The sequence below is a fragment of the Pseudomonas sp. R1-7 genome, from assembly GCF_051132105.1.
In the GTDB taxonomy this organism is placed as follows: domain Bacteria; phylum Pseudomonadota; class Gammaproteobacteria; order Pseudomonadales; family Pseudomonadaceae; genus Aquipseudomonas.
The window spans coordinates 4,146,347-4,165,295 of the sequence record NZ_CP071661.1 but is presented as its reverse complement, the minus strand read 5'-3'; the positions used below and the strand labels follow the sequence as shown (position 1 = coordinate 4,165,295).

The 18,949-nt window shown below is 57.9% G+C and carries 15 protein-coding genes and 1 pseudogene; 12 read left to right on the top strand and 4 right to left on the bottom strand.

Going from position 1 to position 18,949, the window contains the following annotated elements:
- The first annotated feature begins 101 nt into the window (after positions 1 to 101).
- The 9 genes and pseudogenes from mtnA to J3P79_RS18475 all read left to right on the top strand — a co-directional run.
- Positions 102 to 1,178 carry an S-methyl-5-thioribose-1-phosphate isomerase gene (gene mtnA / locus J3P79_RS18515; protein WP_434604892.1) on the top strand — a complete coding sequence of 359 codons (1,077 nt, stop codon included), beginning with the start codon at positions 102 to 104 and terminating at the stop codon, positions 1,176 to 1,178.
- Between the two features lie 423 nt (positions 1,179 to 1,601).
- Positions 1,602 to 4,265: a DNA gyrase subunit A gene (gyrA, locus tag J3P79_RS18510; protein ID WP_039588855.1), complete on the top strand. Its 2,664-nt coding sequence runs from the start codon at positions 1,602 to 1,604 to the stop codon at positions 4,263 to 4,265.
- Positions 4,266 to 4,371: 106 nt separating this feature from the next.
- Positions 4,372 to 5,457 (top strand): 3-phosphoserine/phosphohydroxythreonine transaminase, encoded by a 1,086-nt coding sequence (gene serC, locus J3P79_RS18505; protein ID WP_434604890.1) that lies wholly within the window; start codon positions 4,372 to 4,374, stop codon positions 5,455 to 5,457.
- Complete coding sequence (gene pheA, locus J3P79_RS18500) at positions 5,457 to 6,551, top strand: prephenate dehydratase (RefSeq protein ID WP_003199233.1); 1,095 nt, start codon at positions 5,457 to 5,459, stop codon at positions 6,549 to 6,551. Before serC ends, pheA begins: the two co-directional genes overlap by 1 nt.
- Before the next feature lie 13 nt (positions 6,552 to 6,564).
- On the top strand, positions 6,565 to 7,677 hold the full coding sequence (gene hisC, locus J3P79_RS18495; protein WP_434604888.1) for a histidinol-phosphate transaminase: 1,113 nt from the start codon (positions 6,565 to 6,567) through the stop codon (positions 7,675 to 7,677).
- A gap of 28 nt (positions 7,678 to 7,705) precedes the next feature.
- Positions 7,706 to 9,913, top strand: coding sequence for a bifunctional prephenate dehydrogenase/3-phosphoshikimate 1-carboxyvinyltransferase (locus tag J3P79_RS18490; RefSeq protein WP_434611539.1), 2,208 nt, complete (start codon positions 7,706 to 7,708; stop codon positions 9,911 to 9,913).
- A complete protein-coding gene (gene cmk, locus J3P79_RS18485; RefSeq protein ID WP_030141014.1) occupies positions 9,910 to 10,599 on the top strand; it encodes a (d)CMP kinase in 690 nt (229 codons plus the stop codon). Before J3P79_RS18490 ends, cmk begins: the two co-directional genes overlap by 4 nt.
- Before the next feature lie 120 nt (positions 10,600 to 10,719).
- Positions 10,720 to 12,411, top strand: coding sequence for a 30S ribosomal protein S1 (gene rpsA, locus J3P79_RS18480; protein WP_215008676.1), 1,692 nt, complete (start codon positions 10,720 to 10,722; stop codon positions 12,409 to 12,411).
- Between the two features lie 89 nt (positions 12,412 to 12,500).
- A pseudogene (locus J3P79_RS18475) lies at positions 12,501 to 13,381 on the top strand (IS66 family transposase); the annotation flags it as partial.
- Between the two features lie 122 nt (positions 13,382 to 13,503).
- On the opposite strand, the gene J3P79_RS18470 reads toward J3P79_RS18475, so the two are convergent.
- From J3P79_RS18470 to J3P79_RS18455, 4 genes are read right to left on the bottom strand one after another with little or no spacing between them, the layout of a single operon-like run.
- Complete coding sequence (locus tag J3P79_RS18470; RefSeq protein WP_434604886.1) at positions 13,504 to 15,078, bottom strand: FAD-binding protein; 1,575 nt, start codon at positions 15,076 to 15,078, stop codon at positions 13,504 to 13,506.
- Positions 15,068 to 16,351 (bottom strand): NAD-dependent epimerase/dehydratase family protein, encoded by a 1,284-nt coding sequence (locus J3P79_RS18465; protein ID WP_434604884.1) that lies wholly within the window; start codon positions 16,349 to 16,351, stop codon positions 15,068 to 15,070. The genes J3P79_RS18470 and J3P79_RS18465 overlap by 11 nt, the downstream gene beginning before the upstream one ends.
- Positions 16,352 to 16,353: 2 nt before the next feature.
- Positions 16,354 to 16,761, bottom strand: coding sequence for a GtrA family protein (locus tag J3P79_RS18460; protein ID WP_434604882.1), 408 nt, complete (start codon positions 16,759 to 16,761; stop codon positions 16,354 to 16,356).
- Complete coding sequence (locus J3P79_RS18455; protein WP_434604880.1) at positions 16,758 to 17,552, bottom strand: methyltransferase domain-containing protein; 795 nt, start codon at positions 17,550 to 17,552, stop codon at positions 16,758 to 16,760. Before J3P79_RS18455 ends, J3P79_RS18460 begins: the two co-directional genes overlap by 4 nt.
- Positions 17,553 to 17,959: 407 nt before the next feature.
- On the opposite strand from J3P79_RS18455, the gene J3P79_RS18450 reads away from it, so the two are divergent.
- From J3P79_RS18450 to J3P79_RS18440, 3 genes are all read left to right on the top strand, one after another.
- Positions 17,960 to 18,238, top strand: a complete 279-nt coding sequence (locus J3P79_RS18450) for a hypothetical protein (RefSeq protein ID WP_434604878.1) — start codon at positions 17,960 to 17,962, stop codon at positions 18,236 to 18,238.
- A 137-nt stretch (positions 18,239 to 18,375) separates the two neighbouring features.
- The gene (gene ihfB, locus J3P79_RS18445; protein WP_007899751.1) at positions 18,376 to 18,672 is read left to right on the top strand and encodes an integration host factor subunit beta; all 297 of its coding nucleotides are present in this window, start codon (positions 18,376 to 18,378) and stop codon (positions 18,670 to 18,672) included.
- 30 nt (positions 18,673 to 18,702) lie between these two features.
- On the top strand, positions 18,703 to 18,942 hold the full coding sequence (locus tag J3P79_RS18440; protein WP_434604875.1) for a LapA family protein: 240 nt from the start codon (positions 18,703 to 18,705) through the stop codon (positions 18,940 to 18,942).
- Positions 18,943 to 18,949 lie beyond the last annotated feature (7 nt).

Genomic DNA, 18,949 nt, shown 5'->3' with positions numbered 1-18,949 from the left:
AACGGTTCCATGGGTTATAAAGGATGGCGAAGTATACCCGAGCGTCTTCGCGGAGGGATCGCTATAATCGGCGGCTTTTGTTCATGAGTGCGGGGTGAAGGATGCGCGATCGACTGTTGGCTGCGGAGAAGGTGAAGGCCATCGATTGGCGCGATGGCGCTCTTTATCTGCTGGATCAGCGTGTTTTGCCGTTCGAGGAAAACTGGATCGGTTACACCAGCGCGGCCGGCGTGGCCGAGGCGATCCGTTCGATGGTGGTGCGTGGCGCGCCGGCGATCGGCATCAGTGCCGCCTATGGCGTGGTGCTGGCGGCACGGGCGCGGTTGGCTGAAGGGGGTGACTGGCAAGGTGCGTTGGAAGCGGATTTCGCCTTGCTGGCCGATTCCCGGCCGACGGCGGTCAACCTGTTCTGGGCGCTGGACCGCATGCGCGACCGCTTGGGGCGCGTCAAAGAACAGGTCGACCCGCTGGCGGCCCTTGAGGCCGAAGCCATCGCGATCCATGAAAGCGATCGCGAGGCGAACCTGACCATGGCCCAGCTCGGTGTCGACCTGATCCGCAAGCACCAGGGCAACGCCCAAGCCATCCTGACCCATTGCAACACCGGCGCCCTGGCCACCGGTGGTTTTGGAACCGCCCTCGGGGTGATTCGCGGGGCGTTCATCGAAGGCATGGTCGAGCGGGTGTATGCCGACGAAACCCGTCCGTGGCTGCAAGGTTCCCGGTTGACTGCTTGGGAACTGGCGAACGAAGGCATTCCGGTGACGCTCAACGCGGACTCCGCCGCTGCCCACATCATGAAGACCAAGGGCGTGACCTGGGTGATCGTCGGTGCCGACCGCATCACCGCCAATGGCGACGTGGCAAACAAGATTGGCACCTATCAACTGGCGGTCTGCGCCATGCATCACGGTGTGCGTTTCATGGTGGTGGCGCCGAGCTCGACCATCGACATGAACCTGGCCAGCGGTGACGACATTCCCATCGAAGAGCGTGATGGTCGCGAGTTGCTGGAAGTCGGCGGCAAGCGGGTCGGGGCGGATGCCGATGCCTTCAATCCGGTTTTCGATGTGACCCCGGCGGACCTGATCGATGCGATCGTGACGGAGAAGGGCATCGTCGAGCGACCGGATGCGGCGAAGATGGCGCAGTTGATGTGTCGCAAGCGGTTGCATTGAAGGCTTTCGGCGCCTGAGCTGGCCCCATCGCGAGCAAGCTCGCCCCCACTTTTGATTGCAATATGGATCCATTGTGGGAGCGAGCTTGCTCGCGATGGGGTCGGCAAAGCCTGAAAATAAGTCAAATCCAGCTACGAATTGCCATTCCCAGCGCCTCTGAGCCCCTCTCGTCCCATTCCAGCCTGTCATCGGTCAACTAACTACGCACCATGCGCATCTGGGGGATAGGTGCGTGGCGGCTCTTGTGATAACATCCGGCGGTTTCCAAGGCTGCCTCGCGAGGTGGCCTTTACTGCGCAGATCCATGGCATAACTCGTTGATTTGTCGTAAGTCGCTGCACGGCATTTGTCCTGCAGCGGCGAGCTTCGTTCGTCCCATCTGGATGTGACGAGGTTTCACCAGAAAAAGGAATCAGGCTTCTCATGGGCGAACTGGCCAAAGAAATCCTCCCGGTCAATATCGAAGACGAGCTGAAACAGTCCTACCTCGACTACGCAATGAGCGTAATCGTCGGGCGGGCGCTGCCGGATGCGCGCGATGGCTTGAAGCCCGTGCACCGCCGCGTGCTGTTCGCGATGAGCGAGCTGGGCAACGACTTCAACAAGCCGTACAAGAAATCCGCCCGTGTTGTCGGCGACGTGATCGGTAAGTATCACCCCCACGGCGACACTGCCGTGTATGACACCATCGTTCGTATGGCGCAGCCGTTCTCCCTGCGCTACCTGCTGGTAGACGGCCAGGGCAACTTCGGTTCGGTGGACGGCGACAACGCCGCGGCCATGCGATACACCGAAGTGCGCATGACCAAGCTGGCCCACGAACTGCTGGCCGACCTGCACAAGGAAACCGTGGATTGGGTGCCGAACTACGACGGCACCGAAATGATCCCGGCGGTCATGCCGACCCGCATCCCGAACCTGCTCGTCAACGGCTCCAGCGGTATCGCCGTGGGCATGGCGACCAACATCCCGCCACACAACCTCGGTGAAGTCATCGACGGTTGCCTGGCCCTCATCGACAATCCAGAGCTGTCCGTCGATGAACTGATGCAATACATTCCCGGCCCGGACTTCCCGACCGCCGCGATCATCAACGGTCGCGCCGGCATTATCGAGGCCTACCGCACCGGCCGTGGCCGCATTTACATGCGCGCCCGCTCCACCGTCGAAGACATCGACAAGGTTGGCGGTCGCCAGCAGATCGTCATCACCGAGCTGCCGTACCAGCTGAACAAGGCTCGCCTGATCGAGAAGATCGCCGAGCTGGTAAAAGAGAAGAAGCTCGAAGGCATCACCGAGCTGCGTGACGAGTCCGACAAGGACGGCATGCGCGTCGTGATCGAGCTGCGCCGTGGCGAAGTGCCTGAGGTGATCCTCAACAACCTCTACGCCCAGACCCAGCTGCAGAGTGTGTTCGGCATCAACATCGTCGCGTTGATCGATGGCCGTCCGCGGATCCTGAACCTCAAGGACCTGCTGGAAGCCTTCGTCCGTCACCGCCGCGAAGTCGTGACCCGTCGTACCGTGTTCGAGCTGCGCAAGGCTCGCGAGCGGGGTCATATCCTCGAAGGCCAGGCCGTTGCCCTGTCGAACATCGACCCGGTCATCGCCCTGATCAAGGCCTCGCCAACGCCGTCGGAAGCCAAGGAAGCGCTGGTCAGCACCCCTTGGGAATCCAGCGCGGTCGTGGCGATGGTCGAACGCGCCGGTGCCGATTCGTGCCGTCCGGAAAACCTCGATCCACAATACGGCCTGCGCGAAGGCAAGTACTTCCTGTCCCCGGAACAGGCGCAAGCCATCCTGGAACTGCGCCTGCACCGCCTGACCGGCCTGGAGCACGAGAAGCTGCTGGCCGAGTACCAGGAAATCCTCAACCAGATCGGCGAGCTGATCCGCATCCTCAACAGCGCCACGCGCCTGATGGAAGTGATCCGCGAAGAACTGGAAGTGATCCGCGCCGAATACGGCGACGTGCGCCGCACCGAGATCCTCGATGCGCGCCTGGACCTGACCCTGGGAGACATGATCCCGGAAGAAGAGCGCGTGGTGACCATTTCCCACGGTGGCTACGCCAAGACCCAGCCGCTGGCGGCCTACCAGGCCCAGCGTCGTGGCGGCAAAGGCAAGTCGGCGACCGGCGTCAAGGACGAGGACTACATTGCTCACCTGCTGGTCGCCAACAGTCACACCACGCTGCTGCTGTTCTCCAGCAAGGGCAAGGTGTACTGGCTCAAGACCTACGAAATCCCTGAAGCGTCCCGCGCTGCCCGTGGCCGTCCGTTGGTCAACCTGTTGCCGCTGGATGAGGGTGAATACATCACCACCATGCTGCCGGTGGAGGAATACACCGAAGGTCACTACATCTTCATGGCCACCGCCAACGGCACCGTGAAGAAGACCCCGCTGGAATCCTTCAGCCGCCAGCGCAGCGTCGGCCTGATCGCCCTGGAGCTGGACGAAGGCGACGTGCTGATTTCCGCAGCCATCACCGACGGCGAGCGTGAAGTCATGCTGTTCTCCGACGGCGGCAAGGTCACGCGCTTCAAGGAATCCGACGTCCGCGCCATGGGCCGTACCGCCCGCGGTGTACGCGGCATGCGCCTGCCGGAAGGACAGAAGCTGATTTCCATGCTGATCCCGGAAGAAGGCAGCCAGATCCTCACCGCTTCCGAGCGTGGCTACGGCAAGCGTACCGCCATCAGCGAGTTCCCCGAGTACAAGCGCGGCGGCCAAGGCGTGATCGCCATGGTCAGCAACGAGCGTAACGGCCGCCTGGTCGGTGCGGTGCAGGTGCTCGACGGCGAGGAGATCATGTTGATCTCCGACCAAGGCACGCTGGTGCGCACACGGGTCGACGAAGTTTCCAGCCTGGGGCGTAACACCCAGGGCGTGACGTTGATCAAGCTCGCCAAAGACGAAAAACTGGTCGGCCTTGAGCGCGTCCAGGAGCCTTCGGAAGTCGAAGGCGAAGAGTTGGAGGACGAGGACGGCGTGGCGTTCGACGGTACCCTCGGTGCCGATGTCGACGACGCGGTCGGCGATCAACCACTCGACGCTGCCGCAGACGAAGAAGAACCGCAGGACTAAGCGGACACACAAGGGGGCGGATGAAGATTCGCCCCCTTGTTGTTTGTTCCGTTTGAAAATTTGCACAAAAGATTTAAGTGACCACCAGATCAGAGCGAGATTGGATGTGAGCAAGAGAGCCTATAACTTCTGTGCCGGCCCGGCGGCGCTTCCTGAAGCGGTCCTGAAGCGTGCCCAAGGTGAACTTCTCGACTGGCACGGCAAGGGCCTGTCCGTCATGGAGATGAGCCATCGCAGCGATGAGTTCGTGTCCATTGCCACCAAGGCCGAGCAGGATTTGCGTGATCTGCTGAACATCCCATCCAACTATAAAGTGCTGTTCCTGCAGGGCGGCGCCAGCCAGCAGTTCGCCCAGATTCCGCTGAACCTGCTGCCGGAAAGCGGCAAGGCCGACTACATCGACACCGGCATCTGGTCGCAGAAAGCCATCGAAGAAGCGTCGCGCTACGGTCACGTCAACGTCGCGGCCACCGCCAAGCCCTACGACTATTTCGCGATTCCCGGCCAGAACGAGTGGAACCTGTCCAAGGACGCCGCCTACGTTCACTACGCGCCGAACGAAACCATTGGTGGCCTGGAATTCAACTGGATCCCGGAAACAGGTGACGTGCCGCTGGTGGCCGACATGTCCTCGGACATTCTCTCGCGCCAGGTGGATATCTCCCGTTTCGGCATGATCTACGCCGGTGCCCAGAAGAACATCGGCCCGAGCGGCATCCTGGTCGCGATAATTCGCGAAGACCTGCTCGGTCGTGCCCGTTCCCTGTGCCCGACCATGCTCAACTACAAGGTCGCGGCCGATAACGGCTCGATGTACAACACGCCGCCGACCCTGGCCTGGTACCTCTCCGGCCTGGTGTTCGAGTGGCTGAAGGAGCAGGGCGGTGTCGAGGCCATCGGCAAGCTCAACGAAGTGAAGCAGCGCACGCTGTACGACTTCATCGACGCCAGCGGCCTCTACAGCAACCCGATCAACAAGTCGGATCGTTCTTGGATGAACGTGCCGTTCCGCCTGGCCGACGATCGTCTCGACAAGCCGTTCCTGGCCGGCGCCGACGAACGTGGCCTGCTGAACCTCAAGGGGCACCGTTCGGTCGGTGGCATGCGTGCCTCCATCTACAACGCCGTGGACATCAACGCCGTCAATGCGCTGGTCGCCTACATGGCGGAGTTCGAGAAGGAGCACGGCTGATGTCTGAGCAAGAACTCAAGGCGCTGCGCCTGCGCATCGACGCCCTGGACGAAAAAGTCTTGGAGCTGATCAGCGAGCGCGCTCGCTGCGCCCAGGAAGTCGCCCGGGTAAAAATGGCCTCCTTGGCTGAAGGCGAAGTGCCGGTGTTCTATCGCCCAGAGCGCGAAGCCCAGGTGCTCAAGCGTGTCATGGAGCGCAACAAGGGGCCGTTGGGCAACGAAGAGATGGCGCGCTTGTTCCGCGAAATCATGTCTTCGTGCCTTGCCCTCGAACAGCCGCTGAAAGTCGCTTACCTGGGGCCGGAAGGCACTTTCACCCAGGCAGCGGCCATGAAGCACTTCGGCCACGCCGTGATCAGCAAACCGATGGCGGCCATCGACGAAGTCTTTCGCGAAGTGGCGGCCGGCGCGGTGAATTTCGGCGTGGTGCCGGTGGAGAACTCCACCGAAGGCGCGGTCAACCACACGCTGGACAGCTTCCTCGAGCACGACATGGTGATCTGTGGCGAAGTCGAGCTGCGCATCCACCACCACCTGCTGGTGGGCGAGAACACCAAGACCGACAGCATCAGCCGGATCTACTCCCACGCCCAGTCCCTGGCCCAGTGCCGCAAGTGGCTGGACGCCCATTACCCGAACGTCGAGCGCGTGGCGGTGTCGAGCAACGCCGAGGCGGCCAAGCGGGTCAAGGGCGAGTGGAACTCGGCGGCCATTGCCGGTGATATGGCAGCAGGCCTCTACGGCTTGACGCGCCTGGCGGAGAAGATTGAGGACCGTCCGGACAACTCCACACGGTTCCTGATGATCGGCAGCCAGGAAGTCCCGCCAACCGGCGACGACAAGACGTCGATCATCGTCTCCATGAGCAACAAGCCCGGCGCGCTTCATGAACTGTTGGTGCCGTTCCACGACAACGGTATCGATCTGACACGCATCGAGACCCGTCCGTCGCGCAGCGGTAAATGGACCTACGTGTTCTTCATCGATTTCGTCGGCCACCACCGCGATCCGCTGGTAAAAGGTGTGCTGGAGAAAATCAGTCAGGAAGCAGTGGCACTCAAGGTGCTGGGTTCCTACCCCAAGGCAGTTCTTTAAGGGCGGATAGCTAATGAGTGGCAACTTCCTCGCACTGGCTCAGCCAGGCGTGCAACAACTCTCGCCTTACGTTCCGGGCAAGCCCGTGGACGAATTGGCCCGTGAGCTGGACCTTGCCCCGGCCAGCATCGTCAAGCTGGCGAGCAACGAAAACCCGCTGGGCGCGAGTCCCAAGGCGCTGGCGGCGATCCGTGACGAGCTGGCCGAACTGACCCGCTATCCCGATGGCAACGGCTTTGCGCTGAAAAGCCTGCTGGCCGAGCGCTGCGGCGTCGAGCTGAACCAGGTGACCCTGGGCAACGGTTCCAACGATATTCTCGAACTGGTTGCCCGTGCGTACCTGGCGCCGGGCCTCAATGCCGTGTTCAGCGAGCACGCGTTCGCGGTCTACCCGATTGCCACCCAGGCCGTGGGCGCGGATGCCCATGTCGTGCCCGCCAAGGATAGGGGGCATGACCTGCCGGCCATGCTGGCTGCCATCGACGCCAACACCCGCGTGGTCTTCATCGCCAACCCGAACAACCCGACCGGTACCTGGTTCGACGCCCAGGCCCTGGACGACTTCCTGCAAGACGTGCCCGAGCACGTGCTGGTGGTGCTGGACGAGGCCTACATCGAATACGCCGAAGGCAGCGACTTGCCCGATGGCCTGGATTTCCTCGCGGCCTACCCGAACCTGCTGGTGTCTCGCACCTTCTCCAAGGCCTATGGCCTGGCGTCGCTGCGGGTTGGCTATGGCTTGTCCACCGCCGTGGTGGCCGATGTGCTGAACCGCGTGCGCCAGCCGTTCAACGTCAACAGCTTCGCCCTGGCTGCCGCTTGTGCAGCGTTGCAGGACGAGGCCTACCTGGCTGAAAGCCGTCGCTTGAACGAAGCCGGTATGCAGCAGTTGGAAACCGGTTTGCGTGAGTTGGGCCTGGGCTGGATTCCGTCCAAGGGCAATTTCATTTGTGTCGACGTGGGTCGCGTCGCAGCGCCGGTCTATCAGGGGTTGTTGCGCGAAGGCGTGATCGTCCGTCCGGTAGCGAATTACGGCATGCCGAATCACCTGCGGGTCACCGTTGGCCTGCCGGCGGAAAACAGCCGTTTCCTGGAGGCGTTGAGCAAGGTCCTGGCTCGTGGTTGATGTCACCTCGCTGCAACCTGCGGCACCTATGATCGGTCGCCTGGTGGTGGTCGGCCTGGGGTTGATCGGCGGTTCGTTCGCCAAGGGCCTGCGTGAAAGCGGGCTGTGCCGGGAAGTCGTCGGCGTCGATCTCGATCCGCAATCGCGCAAGCTGGCGGTAGAGCTGGGCGTGGTAGACCGCTGTGAAGACGATTTGCTGGTTGCTTGCCAGGGCGCGGACGTCATCCAACTGGCGGTGCCGATCCTGGCGATGGAGAAACTGCTGGCCCGGTTGGCCGGCATAGACCTCGGGCAGGCGATTCTCACGGATGTCGGCAGCGCCAAGGGCAACGTGGTCCGGGCCGCGACCGAGGCGTTTGGTGGCATGCCGGCGCGTTTCGTGCCGGGTCACCCGATCGCCGGCTCCGAGCAGAGCGGGGTAGAAGCGTCCAATGCCGAGCTGTTCCGTCGTCACAAAGTCATTCTGACGCCGTTGGACCAGACGGATCCGGCGGCGCTGGCGGTGGTGGATCGCCTGTGGCGCGAGCTGGGAGCCGATGTCGAGCACATGCAAGTCCAGCGACATGACGAAGTATTGGCCGCCACCAGCCATTTGCCGCACCTGCTGGCGTTCGGCCTGGTGGATTCATTGGCCAAACGCAATGAAAATCTTGAGATCTTCCGTTACGCTGCCGGCGGTTTCCGCGATTTCACGAGAATCGCGGGTAGCGACCCGGTCATGTGGCACGACATCTTCCTCGCCAACCGCGAAGCTGTCCTGCGCACACTTGATACATTTCGCAGCGATCTCGACGCCTTGCGCGACGCGGTCGATGCAGGGGACGGGCACCAATTGCTGGGCGTTTTCACACGCGCCAGGGTGGCCCGCGAGCATTTCAGTAAAATCCTGGCCCGTCGGGCCTATGTGGACGCTATGAACTCCAACGATCTGATTTTCCTGGCACAACCTGGTGGCTCCCTCAGTGGGCGGATTCGTGTACCGGGCGATAAATCGATTTCCCACCGCTCGATCATGCTCGGCTCACTGGCCGAAGGCGTGACCGAGGTGGAAGGTTTCCTCGAGGGCGAAGATGCCCTGGCAACGCTGCAAGCGTTCCGCGACATGGGCGTGGTCATCGAAGGCCCGCACCACGGCCGTGTGACGATCCATGGTGTCGGCCTGCACGGCCTCAAGCCTGCGCCGGGCCCGATCTACCTCGGCAACTCCGGTACCTCGATGCGCCTGTTGTCCGGCCTGTTGGCTGCCCAGGACTTCGACAGCACCCTGACCGGCGATGCCTCGCTGTCCAAGCGTCCGATGAACCGTGTTGCCAACCCGTTGCGGGAAATGGGCGCGGTGATCGAGACCGCGGCTGAAGGTCGTCCGCCGATGACCATTCGCGGTGGCAACAAGCTCAAGGGCCTGACCTACACCATGCCGATGGCCAGCGCCCAGGTAAAATCCTGCCTGCTGCTGGCGGGTCTCTACGCCGAAGGCAAGACCACCGTCACCGAGCCTGCCCCGACCCGCGACCACACCGAGCGCATGCTGCGCGGCTTCGGCTACCCGGTCACGGTCGACGGCGCCACGGCGTCCGTTGAGTCCGGCAACAAGCTCACGGCGACCCACATCGAAGTGCCAGGCGATATTTCCTCGTCGGCGTTCTTCCTGGTGGCGGCCTCGATCGCCGAAGGCTCCGACCTGGTGCTCGAGCACGTCGGCATCAACCCGACCCGTACCGGCGTGATCGACATCCTGCGCCTGATGGGCGCCGACATCACCCTGGAAAACCAGCGGGAAGTGGGCGGCGAGCCGGTGGCGGACTTGCGTGTACGAGCGGCTAAACTCAAGGGCATCGAGATTCCGGAAGCGCTGGTTCCCCTGGCGATCGACGAGTTCCCGGTGCTGTTCGTCGCGGCAGCCTGCGCAGAAGGCCGCACCGTGCTGACCGGCGCCGAAGAGCTGCGAGTCAAGGAATCGGACCGCATCCAGGTGATGGCGGACGGCCTGCTGGCGCTTGGCGTCAAATGTGAACCGACGCCGGATGGCATCATCATCGACGGCGGCCAGATTGGCGGCGGCGAAGTCCATGGGCATGGCGACCATCGCATCGCCATGGCTTTCAGTGTTGCGTCCCTGCGCGCCAGCGCGCCGATCCGCATCCATGACTGCGCCAACGTCGCCACGTCGTTCCCGAACTTCCTGGCGCTGTGCGCGCAGGTCGGTATTCGAGTCGCACAAGAGGCACAGTCGTGAACATCAAGGCACCGGTCATCACCATCGATGGCCCAAGCGGATCAGGCAAAGGCACCATCGCCGGCATGCTGGCCAAGCAACTGGGCTGGAATCTGCTCGATTCCGGTGCCCTTTATCGCTTGCTGGCCTTCGCCGCCGCCAACCATGGCGTCGACCTGACCAACGAAGAACTGCTCAAGGCATTGGCCGCGCATCTGGACGTGCAATTTATCGCGGCCACTGATGGCCAACTGCAGCGGATCATCCTTGAAGGCGACGAAGTCAGTGACGTCATCCGTACCGAAAGCGTGGGCGCCGGGGCTTCCCAGGTCGCCGCGCTGCCGGCGGTGCGCGAAGCATTGCTCCAGCGCCAGCGGGCTTTCCAGGAGCCGCCGGGGTTGGTGGCGGACGGCCGGGACATGGGCACGGTGGTGTTTACCGATGCGCCACTGAAGATTTTCCTCACCGCCAGCGCCGAGGAGCGGGCGCGCCGCCGATATTTGCAGTTGAAGGGCAAAGGCGAGGATGTTAGTCTGTCGAGTCTGCTAGATGAGATCCGTGCACGCGATGAGCGTGATACCCAGCGCGCAGTGGCCCCGCTAAAGCCGGCGGCCGATGCGATACAGCTGGATTCCACGGAGTTGTCCATCGACCAGGTGTTGCAACGCATCATGAGCGAGATCGCGCTTCGCGATATCGCCGGGTGACCAGGAAGCTCCGCAGGGGACCAGTCATAGTCCTGCGGCGCTTCTTATATATGAAACTAACCCACATCGTCTGGGGTGTGGAGATGGGCGTTTACTTCGCCCTAATCAACAGGAATTAAAATGAGCGAAAGCTTTGCGGAACTCTTTGAAGAAAGCTTGAAAACCCTGAACCTTCAGGCAGGCTCCATCATCACCGGCGTTATCGTTGATATCGATTACCAGGCTCGCTGGGTAACCGTTCACGCTGGTCTGAAGTCTGAAGCGCTGATCCCGCTTGAGCAGTTCTACAACGACGCTGGCGAACTGAACATCAACGTTGGTGACGAAGTTCACGTAGCGTTGGATTCGGTTGAAGATGGCTTCGGTGAAACCAAGCTGTCCCGTGAAAAAGCCAAGCGTGCTGAATGCTGGATCGTTCTGGAAGCGGCCTTCGCAGCTGAGGAAGTGGTCAAGGGCGTTATCAACGGTAAGGTTAAAGGCGGCTTCACTGTCGACGTTAACGGCATCCGTGCGTTCCTGCCAGGTTCCCTGGTTGACGTCCGTCCAGTGCGCGACACCACGCACCTGGAAGGCAAAGAGCTGGAATTCAAGGTCATCAAGCTGGACCAGAAGCGCAACAACGTTGTCGTTTCCCGTCGCAGTGTCCTGGAAGCCGAGAACTCCGCCGAGCGTGAAGCTCTGCTGGAATCGCTGCAGGAAGGCCAGCAGGTCAAGGGTATCGTCAAGAACCTCACCGATTACGGCGCATTCGTCGATCTGGGTGGCGTCGATGGCCTGCTGCACATCACCGACATGGCCTGGAAGCGTATCAAGCATCCTTCGGAAATCGTCAACGTTGGCGACGAGATCGATGTCAAGGTTCTGAAGTACGATCGCGAGCGCAATCGTGTTTCCCTGGGCCTCAAGCAACTGGGTGAAGATCCATGGGTCGCTATCAAAGCCCGTTACCCAGAAAGCACCCGCGTCACCGCTCGTGTTACCAACCTCACTGACTACGGCTGCTTCGCTGAGCTGGAAGAAGGCGTTGAAGGCCTGGTACACGTTTCCGAAATGGACTGGACCAACAAGAACATCCACCCTTCGAAAGTCGTACAAGTCGGCGACGAAGTGGAAGTCATGGTTCTGGACATCGACGAAGAGCGTCGTCGTATCTCCCTCGGCATCAAGCAGTGCAAGTCCAACCCATGGGAAGACTTCTCTGGCCAGTTCAACAAGGGCGATAAAATCTCCGGCACCATCAAGTCGATCACCGATTTCGGTATCTTCATTGGTCTGGACGGCGGCATCGACGGCCTGGTTCACCTGTCCGACATCTCCTGGAACGAAGTGGGCGAAGAAGCCGTACGCCGCTTCAAGAAGGGCGACGAGCTGGACACCGTTATCCTGTCGGTTGACCCAGAGCGCGAGCGCATCTCCCTGGGTATCAAGCAACTGGAAAGCGATCCGTTCTCCGAGTACGTCCAAGAGAACGACAAAGGCGCAATCGTTAAGGGCATCGTGAAAGAAGTTGACGCCAAAGGCGCCATCATCACCCTGGCCGACGATATCGAAGCGACTCTGAAAGCCTCCGAAATCAGCCGTGACCGCGTTGAAGACGCGCGCAACGTCCTGAAGGAAGGCGAAGAAGTAGAAGCCAAGATCATCAGCGTTGACCGCAAGAGCCGCGTAATCCAGCTCTCCATCAAGTCGAAAGACGATGCTGAAGAGAAAGAAGCAATCCAGAGCCTGCGCGACAAGCCAGCTACTGACATTGCTGCTGGTCCTACCACTCTGGGCGACCTGCTGCGTGCACAGATGGAAAAGCAGAACTGAGTTCTGTCAGACCATGAAAAAGGGCGACTTCGGTCGCCCTTTTTTGTGGGGGTGTGGTGCAGATCTGGGGCATCTAACACATCCGATAGGTCTATGATTGCCGGGACTGTGAAACCCTACCGGTCATCCGACAAACCAGGGCCTAGTTAATTGAAAAGAGCTTGGCCAGTCCAAACGTACTGGCGATGCTGCTGACGACGAATTATGTCGATGGCTAGCCGTTGCAAAGCCCGGTGATCCACTGCGATGAGCCTCGCGTTTCAGTGTGTTAATAGAACGGATCCAGCCAGCCAATCTTGAATGTGGGTACAAGTCAGCGGCCCGCCCGATCGCAAAGTCGTGTTGTACCGATGCGTTTGCTGGACGGTTATCTTGGTTGTGTCATGACCGATGATTGCGCCGTTATAACGCCATGGCATTGCAATCAGTGGTGAAGCGTCTAGCCTGCATGGCCCATACGCGGTGCAAGCTCGTCGACGCTCAGAAAGTTCGGTCAAAGGGTAAGGCCGGACGTGCCGATATTGCGCTGGCGATGATAAACAAGCTGTGTGGTACTGACTGTGAACTCACAGCGGTTCATCGGTCGTCAGGAAAAGAGCCTGTTGATGCTGGCGCAAATGAAAGGGTGGCTGGATAAACCCAATCCCAGGTTCCGCCGCAAAGTGCGCTGGTCAAGGCTGTGCATTATCTGGCAAGTAACTGGAGCCACCTGGAGTTCTATGTCGAAGCGGGTTATTTACTCATCGAAACAACACCGCTAAAAAGCGATCAAGCTGTTTGTCGTCGGACGTAAGGCGTCTGTTCAGCGATACCATCCATGGCGACAGTGCCGGCGCGCAGATCTACAGTCTGATCGAGACCGCCAAGGTCGACAACCAGGGGCTCCTACTCATGGCTTCGCCACATACTGGAGCGGCTGCGGCACGCTTCGTCGGTCGAAGGCTACGGAGGCTTGCTGCCGTGGAACTGATCGTTGGAGATGCCATGGTAAATCGCTGATCCACCTTTGAGGGCGGAGGATGGATGTGAATTCGCCTACTACTCGATCCTTGAATATGAGCTTTACTATGATGCGCAAGCTTGTTGAGGCTGTCACTCTAACGGTGGTGTAGCAAGGGCTCTTGAGATGCGGTCCGCGTTTGCCATGATGGTCAATGTATGTGATTTTTCTGTCAGTTTGGGTAAGCAGGCGCCGTCCACGATGTGTAGTCCTTTGAGGCCGCTTACTTCGCCAAGTCGGTTTGTAGTAACGGGTTCGGGGGTTGATCGCATGGGTAGGGTAGCAGCGTAGTGAATGTCGGCGCCTGGTTTTCCAACAGTAAAGCTCATGGGCATTAGAATTGCCCCCATTTTCCAATAAGCCTTGCGAAGCAGGGTCTCTGTCTGCTTCATCAACATGTGAGTATCGGGATGCTCGGCACCCTTAATATGGAGCACCTCGTTGCCGACCATGGAGACGCTATGTTTCGATAAATGTCCGGGTAAAAACACATTACCTACCACGCAAGAGCTCAGCAAATTTGCCATGATGTCTACGCTATATCGTTTGCTAAGTGGTACGCGACTGACAAATTCGGACATCGGCAAGCCGGTGGTACTGAATGTTGAGCCGAAGGCGGTCACGTTGGATGCAAGTTTCAGTGCGAACGACAGCTGCCCTAGGCCAAGAGAAGGGACTCGTTTCGCTCCCAGCATTCGTGGCAGCCACAATAGAAACGCCGCAGTAGGTGACGCTTGTAGTGCTACGGGTGCGGTATGTTGGAGGTATTTTAACGTTAGTTTGGTTGAGGCTAGTGTTCCTGCTGCAAGTAATAGTCGTTTGGCCGAGAACCTTCTTGCGCTTTGACTGCTGGAAATGGTCCATGTGTCAGCGTATTTGCTAATAGCGTCGACTAAAATACCCGATACATGGGAGAAGCCAGGATAAAGCTTTAGCTTCGATATTTCCTGTTCGGACGAGTAAAGTGCCTGATTGTGGCAGCCCCATAGGCAGTTGCCCGAAAGATCGCAGGCCTTTCGTTCATCCATGTCTTGGCTCAACGCAGCAATACGCGAGCGACCCATCTGGAATCCCAGTTGAGGGAGGGATGCCCGATGTTTGTTGTAGTTGGTCAATAACCGTTGGTGTAGCTGATCGATAGGAAGTGAGGGTTGTGACCACTTATCTACGCCAAAGTAGTTCGATAGATCGTCAGGCTCATTGCCGCTGATGCCGATGCGTCGGGATACGATTTCGTATGATTTTTCAAGATCGACATAGATATCTAGTTCTGCAAAATCTTCTGCGGGGAAGCGCGCAACCCCGCACCCCCATGCGTTGGACAGTCCACCTGTTGCCAGCGAGCCAACGGAAATAAAATTTTCCGTTTCCAGTCCATTGGCTTTGTTGAAGTTTTCGAATGTTTGCCGGTGCGTGGGCGTTTTTAGCTTTGGGGAGACTGCATCCATGTTGTTGAGGGCATGGAACATGTCACCAATCATCCATTTCCATTGTTGATGATCATTGGCTCTGTTAGAGAGATAATCGCCTTGCGGTGGGCTAAGGGGTGCCGCGGTCGATGCCGCATCAACCATAAGCACTCTCAGTCCGGCCTGAACCAGCGGGTATGCCGCAGATGTGCCCGCTGGGCCGCTGCCCACGATGATTACATCAAATTCAGGCGTCACGTGGGCTCTTCCTTTTAATAAGCATATTTGAAAGCAAGGGTTTGGTCAAAAGTGCCAATGTACGCCAGCACACTTCTTTGAGGACGCTCATTCCCAAGGCAATGAAGGTCCTCAAGAAACCACCGGATCGTTTCAGACCCAAAAAAACAACCGCGCCCTGTGGGCTTGCCTCAGCAAGAGTCATTGCTAGGTGGAGTCTCCACGATAGTGCTTTACCTTGCTCATTACATAGGAATGAGGGGTTGTCTATCAATGCGAGTAGGCTGGGAAAGAGGGGTAGTAGCTTGGAGTCCAATATTGCTTGTCCGTTCCCAAGAGCTTCGATCGCTCTAGCATAACGCCGAAGTAGGGATTGGTCAGGGGGGCTCTTTAATAGATAGCTCAGCAGAATGTTGCCTTCGACGAGCAAGTGCCTGCGTCGCCCGTTTCCGGACCGATGCATGCCATATGCGAGTGGTCTGAGTGTGATTCCTAGTCGTTGCAATGAGGTCTGTGTCGACATCGACTTCAGTGTCAATAAGGAAAGCAGGCGATCCAAGCCCAGTTGTGCTGTCCTGCGTTTTCCTAGTATTGCTCTGGCAAGTGTGATGAGCGGAACAGGAAGGGGGGCAGCTATGCGCAACACATTCAGCCTGTTTGTGGCAATGGACTCCAGAAATGCACTAAAGGAAATTGGGCGCACTGATCCAAGGCAGAGAATCTCACCCCGGATATCCTCTCTCGCGGCCACCGTCAATATTGCTACGGCAAGATCATCAACATGTATCGGCTGGATGAGGGGCGTGGGTATAAGCGCAGGTATGAGTGGAAAGCGCCGTACCAAGGATGACAATACCCCAAACAGACCGCGCTCATAGCCTCCATAAACTTGCCCGGGTCTGATAACAACGCCGTCGGCGGCAATGACGTCCTGCTCGATGCGCCATTTCGTTTGTCCATACGATGTCGGGGCGTCAGGGGATGCGGTCTGGCTGGAGATAAATATTAGCTTTGTGTTGGTAAGTGCCGAGTTGCGGATTAGCTCTCGAGCTGCCTGTACTTCGGTTTCTGATGAGATATTTTTATTGTGGGTAGTGTCGGCAGCAAGATGAACGAGTGCACGGGTTTCATCTGGAATCTCGAGGGTCGGTTTTTTTAAATCGAACGGTAGCCAGCAATAGTGAGTATCAGTCTGCTTGCGATTTGCTGAATAAACTGTATGCCCCTCTCTAAATGCGAGTCTCGCCAGTCGTTCCCCAATATAACCCGTAGCGCCGGTAATAAGCAGTTTCATAATTATTGGCCTTTCGAATCGGCAGGCTTTACGGTGTGGTCGGGTTTCCTGTGGAAAATGGCTACTTTGCTGATCCAATATGTAATCGCGGTGCAGGCGGTGTCAGATAAGAACTTGGCGAGTGCGGGAGGTGCGATGAACGCGAGTGCCAAGCTAAGCAGACCCGAAGAGATCGGAATGTTGATTGTGAGCAGGGCAAAGTAGCGAACTGCTTGGGTTTTTCGGCTGGTTTCTGTTGATTCGAACGTGAAATGACGATGCAGAAAGAATGCGAGAACCCCAGAAAACAGTTTACTGAAAATGTTGGCCAGAACATGCTGGCTGTCTAGCAGGAATGCGAACAGGAGAAAAGAGCTCATGTCCAGGGCGTAGGCCAGGAGCTGAACGCCAATATATTTTGCAAATGTCAAACTGCTTTCTTCCTTATGACCAATATGTGATGTAAACCAAACAGTCGATTGAAGGGTTTGAGGGTTACCTCGCAGGCTTTGATGAGCGGAATGCATGCATTGGGCAGCAGCTGGCGAAAGTTCAGCCCCCCGGAAATCAAATACCTAAGGTAATTGTTACACACTTCTTGGTGGACGATTTCCAAAGTGGGGTGCTTGCGTGTGAATTCCTCTCTATCACGAATAAATATCAGATAGCTCAGTGCCTGGTTTGCGCCGTTCATGGGGCCAGTTGCTGGCGTATTCCAAGATGCGTAATGCTTGTCGAAACCTTCAGATTTGAAAAGTCGTTTGTAAAGAGCGCTCGCAAAAAAGCCATAGTAGGGTTCTATGAGAATTGCCCCCCCGCCAGCCTTGAGGGTGCGGTTGATTTCTTTGAAAAACAGGTCAGGCTCCGGAAAGTGATGGAAGCAGTTCTGACCATAGAAGGCTCTTATGGACTCATCATCCAGTGCCATATTCTGAGCATTCAGCTCTCGGTCTAGATGAGGGCCGTAAACAATGTCCGTCGCCAGCACGGTGGGATAAGTCTCGCGCATAGGTGCAACGCCTGCACCGAGTTCTATCTCAAGGCCATCAGTCTTGAGGAATCGGGTGGCCAACTGATGAAATGAGTGATGAAATTCAACGAATACTTCCTTGAGCATTTGCTTGCTCTCAAGAACTTTTCCGTGAAGTTCGAGGCGCTCAATGCCATCAACATCGAACTTCTTAAGGGAAGGTTCTGACAGGTACTCCATAAATCCTTTCATTACATAATCCTACGCCATTGTGTTTTTTTAGATATTTTTTGGAAAAAGCTGATGTCCGTTTTCTACAGGTGGTTCTTGCTTCACTGCTGGATTTTGGTTGATCTCCTGTCTCGTTGTGGGCTTCTCCACCGATTTTTCTCGATGGTCGGCTGCCTGGTTCGAGGTGGTCGAGTATATCCGATCCGGAAGGTTGGCCGAGACTCTCGAGCGACAATTGGATTTGCCTGCCAAGGCGAGTCTGTGGGCGTTTCACAGAGGGAGTCGGGTAGGCGGGTCACCGGCTTGAGGTGAAACCATGCGGATCGCCGATGGTCTGCTTCTTTTAGTGAAGCTATTACCTATTTGAGGCTAGTCTTCAGCTAAATGCTGGCGGCGGTCGGGCAACAAATCCCGGTATAAGGAAGCAAATGAATAGGCTCATCGTTACGTTGGTTGTACTGACTTTGGCGGGTTGTACCTCCAGCGCCAAAACCCATACCTTGCCAGGAGTGAGCGGTTTCAAAGTCGATTGTTCGGGTCTTGGATCCGGTTGGGATAAATGTCGGAAGCGTGCGGCGAAGGAGTGCAAAGCGGCGGGTTATAAGGTGGTGGCAAGGTCTGATGATGCCAAAGAGGAAGATGAGTTTCCTTTTGGCTTCAATCCTGCAGGCTACCTAACGCGGACAATGCTCGTGATCTGTCGCTGAGTCTGGTTTCTTACGATTGAAAATAGCACCCATTGCTTGGTGTAGATATGTCAATGCTTGGGCTGTTAAAATTCCTCCGGGCATGCTAAAACCTTTTCAAGCGATTTTCCTAGCTGCTTGAAAAAGAAGGGAAAAATATGACGAAGTCGGAGTTGATCGAACGAATTGTCACCCATCAAGGGCTACTCTCATCCAAAGATGTGGAGCTGGCCATCAAGACCATGCTTGAGCAAATGTCCCAGTGCCTGGCCACGGGTGATCGAATTGAGATCCGTGGGTTTGGCAGTTTCTCCCTGCACTACCGCGCGCCGCGGGTAGGCCGCAATCCTAAAACCGGTCAGTCCGTCAGTCTTGACGGCAAATTTGTCCCGCATTTCAAGCCGGGCAAAGAACTGCGTGATCGGGTTAACGAGGAAGAGGAGGAGGGGCTTTGACAGCTGTTGCAGTTCAACAAGGTATCGCTGATGCGTAACCTCAAGCGCGTACTTCTCGTTATATTTGTCCTGTTGCTCGTTCTCGCGATCCTGGCGTTCGTTCTGGAAAATCAGCAAAGCGTGTCGCTGTTATTCCTGGGCTGGGCTGGGCCACAGTTGCCAGTGTCGCTGATCATGCTGATCGCACTGCTGATCGGCATGCTGATCGGGCCGGTTCTCGGCTGGTTTCTGGGACGTGCGTCCAGAGCTTCACGCAAGCGCCTTGTCTGATTGCGAC

Coding starts and splice junctions, on each gene's coding strand:
- mtnA (WP_434604892.1), top strand. CDS start 102: ATGCGCGATCGACTGTTGGCTGCGGAGAAGGTGAAGGCCATCGATTGG.
- gyrA (WP_039588855.1), top strand. CDS start 1,602: ATGGGCGAACTGGCCAAAGAAATCCTCCCGGTCAATATCGAAGACGAG.
- pheA (WP_003199233.1), top strand. CDS start 5,457: ATGTCTGAGCAAGAACTCAAGGCGCTGCGCCTGCGCATCGACGCCCTG.
- hisC (WP_434604888.1), top strand. CDS start 6,565: ATGAGTGGCAACTTCCTCGCACTGGCTCAGCCAGGCGTGCAACAACTC.
- J3P79_RS18490 (WP_434611539.1), top strand. CDS start 7,706: ATGATCGGTCGCCTGGTGGTGGTCGGCCTGGGGTTGATCGGCGGTTCG.
- rpsA (WP_215008676.1), top strand. CDS start 10,720: ATGAGCGAAAGCTTTGCGGAACTCTTTGAAGAAAGCTTGAAAACCCTG.
- J3P79_RS18465 (WP_434604884.1), bottom strand. CDS start 16,351: ATGAAACTGCTTATTACCGGCGCTACGGGTTATATTGGGGAACGACTG.
- J3P79_RS18455 (WP_434604880.1), bottom strand. CDS start 17,552: ATGAAAGGATTTATGGAGTACCTGTCAGAACCTTCCCTTAAGAAGTTC.
- J3P79_RS18450 (WP_434604878.1), top strand. CDS start 17,960: ATGAATAGGCTCATCGTTACGTTGGTTGTACTGACTTTGGCGGGTTGT.
- ihfB (WP_007899751.1), top strand. CDS start 18,376: ATGACGAAGTCGGAGTTGATCGAACGAATTGTCACCCATCAAGGGCTA.
- J3P79_RS18440 (WP_434604875.1), top strand. CDS start 18,703: ATGCGTAACCTCAAGCGCGTACTTCTCGTTATATTTGTCCTGTTGCTC.